At 71.3% G+C, this 4,908-nt stretch carries 3 protein-coding genes; all 3 read left to right on the top strand.

Features of this window, described 5'->3' with window-relative positions; all coding sequences use genetic code 11:
- The coding region (locus AC1DU6_RS20030; RefSeq protein WP_477859111.1) for an ABC transporter permease at nucleotides 1-2,044 on the top strand (2,044 nt) is incomplete at its 5' end.
- Nucleotides 2,041-3,075, top strand: a complete 1,035-nt coding sequence (locus tag AC1DU6_RS20025) for a lipocalin-like domain-containing protein (RefSeq protein WP_477859109.1) — start codon at nucleotides 2,041-2,043, stop codon at nucleotides 3,073-3,075. The genes AC1DU6_RS20030 and AC1DU6_RS20025, both read left to right, overlap by 4 nt.
- A gap of 160 nt (nucleotides 3,076-3,235) precedes the next feature.
- The coding region (locus AC1DU6_RS20020; RefSeq protein WP_477859107.1) for an ABC transporter transmembrane domain-containing protein at nucleotides 3,236-4,908 on the top strand (1,673 nt) is incomplete at its 3' end.

The raw sequence follows: 4,908 nt of genomic DNA, 5'->3' as shown, positions 1-4,908 counted from the left end.
GCTGCGCGTCGCGCTGCCCGGCAGCACCGAGCCGCGCGACATCGAGCTCACGCTCGGCGGGCGCATCGCCGCAGGCAGCGCACCGCTGGGCGTGCTGGACATTGCCGACGCCCAGGCCTTGTTCGGCCGCCTGGGCGGGCTGGACCGCGTCGACGTGCAACTCGCCCCCGGCACCGACGCCACCGCCTGGGCCGCCACGCTGCCCGCGCGCTGGAAGGCCGCGCCGCCGGAGGACGAAGGCGCGCGGCTGTCGGACCTGACGCGCGCCTACCGCGTCAACCTCGGCCTGCTGGCGTTGATGGCGCTGTTCACTGGCAGCTTCCTCGTCTACGCGGTGCTGTCGCTCGCCACCGCTCAGCGCCTGCCGCAGTGGGCGCTCGTCGGCGTGCTGGGCGTGTCAGCGCGCATGCGCTGGCGGCTCATCCTGGCGGAGGGGCTGGTGATCGGCCTTGCCGGCACGGCGCTGGGACTGGCGCTCGGCGTGGGCCTGGCGGCCGGTGCGCTGAAGCTGATGGGCAGTGACCTCGGCCTGCATGGCGCGCGCGACTCGTCCGCCGAGCTGCTGTTCAGCCAGCCGCTGCTGTGGCCCGCCGCCGTCTACGCGCTGCTGGGCCTGGCCGCCGCGCTGGCCGCTGCGCTGGCGCCGGCGTTGACGGTGCGCCGCATCGCGCCGGCGCTGGTGCTCAAGGGCCTGGGCCTGCCGGCCGGGCGCACGCTGCCGGCCTGGGTCGGCCTAGGCCTGCTGGCGCTCGGCGCCGTGTTGGCCTGGTTGCCGCCGGTCTGGAACGACACACCCATCGCCGCCTATCTGTCGATGCTCTGCCTGTTGATGGGTGGCCTGGCGCTGGTGCCGGCGCTGGTGCGCGGGCTGACGGCAGCATTGGCACGGTTGCCCAGCAACGCACTGCTGATGCTGGCCCGCGAACGCAGCCGCGACCAGGCGACCGAAGCGCGCCGGTCGCTGGCCGGCGTCCTGGTTGCCCTGGCCCTGGCCGTGGCCATGACGGTCATGATCGGCAGCTTCCGTGAATCCCTGATGCGCTGGCTGGACCAGGCCCTGCCGGCCGACCTCTACGTGCGCAGTGCGCTGCGGGGCGCCAACGGCATTCCCACACCGCTGCCGCCACCCCTGCTGACGGCGTTGTCGCGCCTGCCCGAAGTCGCCCGCACCTCGCCCCAGCTCACGGCCCGGCTGCGGCTGGCGTCCAGCGGTGAAACCGTGGCCCTGACTGCGCGCGACATCCAGGCCGGCGGCCTGCCCCTCGTTGAAAGCTGGACGGGCCCAGCCGCGGCGGGCACCCTGGCCGTCTGGGTCAACGAAGCCGCGCGGGACCGCGACGGGCTGAAGCCGGGCCATGTCTTCCAGGGCGAGCTGGTCGACGGCGACCGCGCGCTGAAGCTGCAGGTGCGCGGTGTCTGGCGCGACTATTCGCGCCAGAACACGGCGCTGTGGATGGCGCTGGACGACTACCGCAGCGCCAGTGGCGACACCAGCACCGCCGAATTGGCACTCTGGCTGGCACCGGGCCGGTCGCTGGAATCGGCGCGCACCGCGGTTCGCCAGCTCGGCGGCGACAACGTCGAAATGGCCGCGGCGGGCGAGCTGCGTTCGCTGTCGCTGAAGATCTTCGACCGCAGCTTTGCCATCACCGTGTGGCTGCAGGCCGTGGCCCTGGCCGTGGGGCTGTTCGGCGTCATCGCCAGCCAGTCGGCCCAGGCGCTGGCGCGCAAACGCGAGTTCGGCCTGCTGCGCCATCTCGGGCTATCCAGGCGCCAGCTGCAGCGACTGCTGCTCATCGAAGCCAGCCTGTCGGGCGGCGCGGGCGCGCTGGCCGGGCTGGCGCTGGGCCTGGGCCTGAGCGTGGTGCTGGTCTACGTCGTCAACCCGCAAAGCTTTCACTGGAGCATGGAGATGCATTTGCCGGTTGCGCGCCTGGCGGCCCTGGTCGGCCTGGCCTTCGCGGCGGCGGTCGGCGCTTCGCTGCTGGCCGGCCGGCGCGCCCTCGGCGCTGACGCCGTGCGCGCCGTGAGGGAGGACGCATGAAGCGCCGCGCCCTGTTGCTCGCCGCCCTGCCACTGCCCGCGCGCGCCGCCCTCAACTTCCCGCACGACTTCGGCGCCCACCCGGCCCAGGGCATCGAGTGGTGGTATCTGACGGGCCTGCTCGGCGACAGCGAGAGCGCACCGCCACGCTTCGGCTACCAGCTGACCTTTTTCCGCCTGCCCGGCCCGGCAGCGGCCGACCATCCCAGCGGACTCGCGGCCAGGCAGTTGCTGCTTGGCCATGTCGCCTTGTCCGACCTGGGTGCGAAGAAGCAACGCCACAGCCAACGGTTGCTGCGCGGCCTGCCCGGCGCGGTGCAGGCCATGGAGGGTGACAGCGACGTCAAGCTGCGCGACTGGACGCTCAAGCGCAGCGGCGACGGCTATCGCGCCGCCTTCAACGGCCCGGGCTTCGCGCTGGCGCTGAACCTGTCCACGCCCGACGCGCCACTGCTGCAGGGCGAGGCCGGCCTGTCCCGCAAGGGGCCCGATCCCGCGCAGTTCAGCCGCTACTACTCGCGCCCCCAACTCGCCACCGAGGCCATGCTGACCCTGGACGGCCAACGCCAGCGCCTCACCGGCCGCGCCTGGCTGGACCATGAATGGRGCGACAGCCTGCTGGGCCAGGCGCAGGGTTGGGACTGGCTGGGCATCAACCTCGATGATGGACGCGCGCTGACGCTCTTCCAGCTGCGCCGCAAGGACGGCAGCCGGGACTGGGCCGGCGGCAGCCTGCGCAGCCCCGGGCAGCCCGACCGCAGCTTCACGCCCCAGGAGGTCGAGATGACGCCGCTGCGGCACTGGACCAGCCCCGCCACGGGCGCGCGCTACCCGGTCGAATGGCGGCTGAAGAGCCCCGCTGGCGAGATGCTGCTGAGCACGTATTTCGACGCCCAGGAGATCGACGCGCGAAACAGCAGTGGCCTCGTCTATTGGGAGGGCGCCGCCCAGTTGTTCGACCGCGAAAAACGGCCACTCRGCGCCGGCTACCTGGAGTTGACCGGCTACGCAGGGCGCCTGCCACTACCGTGACCCACAATGCGCGCCGAATGCAGCCACGGCAACCCACCCGCCCGACCTTTGGCTGGGACAACCCGGCGCAGCCATGCGCTGCAACTGCTCTGCCACCAGGACCTTGACGACGCGATGCTGGCCCGCACCTGCGCCGTGTTGACTGAAAAGCTGTAACCCCATGAGTTCCACGACCGAACGCCCCGCGTCCAAGCAGGCCCGCTCCTTGAGCGGCCTGCTGCCCTTCCTGCGCCCCTACCGCGGCCGCATCGCGCTGGCCTTTGCAGCCCTGTTGCTGTCTGCCATGGCCACGCTGGCCTTCCCGCTGGCGTTGCGCGGCCTCATCGACGCCGGCTTCGAGGCCGCCAACCCCGGCGAGAAGCTGATGGCGTTGCGCGAGCATTTCCTCGCGATGTTCGCCGTCGGCGCCGCACTGGGGCTGTTCTCGGCGTCGCGCTTCTACATGGTCACCTGGCTGGGCGAGCGCGTGACGGCCGACATGCGCAACGCCGTCTACACCCATGTGCTGCGCCAGAGCCCTGAGTTCTTCGAGACGACGCAGACCGGCGAGGTGCTCTCCCGCATCACGACCGACACCACCGTCGTGCAGACCGTCGWCGGCTCCAGCCTGTCCATGGGCCTGCGCAACATGGTCATGGGCATCGGCGCGCTGGTCATGCTCATCGTCACCAATCCCTATGTGATGGGCCAGGTGCTGGGCATCCTGGTGCTGGTCGTGGCGCCGGCGCTTTACTTCGGCCGCCGCGTGCGCAAGCTCTCGCGCGCCAGCCAGGACCGTGTGGCTGACACCTCGGCCATCGCCGCCGAGGTGCTGAACGCCGTCACCGTCGTGCAGAGCTACACCCAGGAGGCGGCCGAGGCGAAGCGCTTCTCTGCCGCCAGCGAGGCAGCCTTCGACACGGCGCGCAAGCGCACGCGCATCCGCAGCTTCATGGTCGCCTTCATCATCACGGCCGTCTTCGGCGCCATGCTGTGGGGCCTCTACCAGGGCACGCAGGCCGTCATCGCCGGCAAGATCTCGGCGGGCCACCTGGGCCAGACCGTCGTCTACGTGACCCTGCTGGTCAGCAGCGTGGCCGTGCTGGCCGAAGTCTGGGGCGACGTGCTGCGCGCGGCGGGTGCAACGGAGCGCCTCATCGAACTGATGGAGGCGCGGTCACCAGTGGCCGAGCCCGCTGCGCCGAAGGCCTTGACGGCCGCGCAGGGCGGCAGCCGCGTCGAGTTCGACGCCATCACCTTCAACTACCCCTCGCGGCCCGCCACGGCGGCGTTGGACCGGCTCAGCCTGAACATCGCGCCCGGCGAGACCGTCGCCCTGGTCGGCCCCAGCGGCGCCGGCAAGAGCACGGTGCTGCAACTGCTGCTGCGCTTTTACGACCCGCAGTCCGGCTCGATCCGGCTCAACGGCGTCGAGACCCGCGAACTGAGCCTCAAGGATCTGCGCGCCAACATCGGCCTGGTGCCGCAGGACAGCGTCATCTTCTCGACCTCGGCAATGGAGAACATCCGCTACGGTCGCCCAAGCGCGACGGACGAGGAGGTCATCGCCGCAGCCAAGGCCGCCTTTGCCGACGATTTCATCCGCGCCCTGCCCGAGGGCTATCAGAGCTTCCTCGGCGAGCGCGGCGTGCGCCTGTCCGGCGGCCAGCGCCAGCGCATCAGCATCGCCCGGGCCATGTTGAAGAACCCGCCGCTGCTGCTGCTGGACGAAGCGACGAGCGCGCTCGACGCCGAAAGCGAACGCGTCGTGCAGGCCGCACTGGAAGCGGCCATGCAGCACCGCACGACGCTGGTCATCGCTCACCGCCTGGCCACCATCCAGAAGGCTGATCG

The organism is Roseateles sp. P5_B10 (genome assembly GCF_056400485.1).
This window is presented reverse-complemented; position numbering and strand designations above follow the sequence as displayed.